Below are 1,321 nucleotides of genomic sequence, written 5' to 3' on the forward strand. Positions count from 1 at the left end.
TTTGAAAACAGGGCGTTATATCATTTCCGGTTGAATACTTATATAGCACTACCCATTAATATCAAGTCACATTAATTGACCATAGTTAAGCAGCTTCTTCCATTACCTCAGGCCACCAATGATAGAAACTGATGCAGCGGACCAACTCTCTTTGATTGAGCAAATAGCGGCAGCGTTGCTCAACAAGGTCTTCAAGCTGTTCTATTGAGTCAAAGACTATATTGGCCAAGGCTTCATTCACCAAAGGCCATAATCGCTCTGCTGGTTGTAATTCAGGAGAGTAAGGGGGTAAGGGGAAAAGATGAATCCCCTCTGGCACCTCCAACTTCTCACTCATATGCCACCCAGCCTGATCTACAGTTAGAATTACCCGCTTTTTGGCTCCAATCCCAAAGTGTTCGGCAAAATCTTTGAGTACTGCACTAAACAGGTTCGTCCGCACCCGTGGCAATATCCACCAATAGGTCTGTCCGGTTTGAGGTTCGACAAATCCATACAACCACGACCATTCTCGTTTCCAGTTAACGATGGCAAGAGGTTGTTGACCCTGCTCAACCCAAATTCGTCTCATCACTGGCTGCAGGCCAATGCGATGTTCATCTTGACTCCACACCGATACCTCGGCGCAGGGGTGTTCTTTTTGCACTTTCTCCACTTCTGAGCTCAGTTTTTTTTTCCACTGCTGTTGTTGTTGAGAGTCTGATTGTTGATGGGAAGGTCGAGGTACTTTCAGCCTAAAATCCAGTTGCTTGAGAATCCGCCATCCAAGTTGACGTGAGACTTTTCGGTCCAATAATTCACAGAGATAGTCTGCGACTTTACGACCGTTCCACAGCCCACCATCCGGGGCTGGACCTGACAAAATTTGATATAATTGCGCTTGTTGTTGATCGCTTAAAAGAGGTGGAGCTCCAAGGTTTCTACGCCTACCATCTCCCAAGGTCTCTGGTCCAATCCGGTTGTAGCCCCACACCAGTTCATAAATCCAACTTCGTTTATATCCAGTCACAACAGCGACTTCTTCACTGGTTCTGCCTTGGGCTAGCAACCAGATGATTTGATAGTGGGAGCGTTCAATCGGATCTTTCCCTTGACGATAGCGCTGTTCTAGTTCTTCTATACTCAGATGGGGTTCTATGCTGATTCGCTTGGGCATCAGTTTGGACCTGGGTCTTGCATCTCTCATATATTACGGTTATTTAATGCAACTTGATATTACACACCCAGACATGTCATACTACATCCGGGTTAAAAAACCCTGGAAAACCCAATCCTTGAGGTGCTCCCGAAAGTTTTTGTAGCCGGGACTTTCAGTCCTCTA

1 protein-coding gene is annotated in these 1,321 nt (G+C 46.0%); it reads right to left on the bottom strand.

Features of this window, described 5'->3' with window-relative positions:
* Positions 1 to 85: 85 nt before the first annotated feature.
* Positions 86 to 1,156 (bottom strand): IS630 family transposase, encoded by a 1,071-nt coding sequence (locus F6K53_RS42985; protein WP_293086756.1) that lies wholly within the window; start codon positions 1,154 to 1,156, stop codon positions 86 to 88.
* Between the last annotated feature and the right edge of the window lie 165 nt (positions 1,157 to 1,321).

It is taken from the genome of Moorena sp. SIO4A1, from assembly GCF_010672065.1.
Classification (GTDB): Bacteria; Cyanobacteriota; Cyanobacteriia; order Cyanobacteriales; family Coleofasciculaceae; genus Moorena.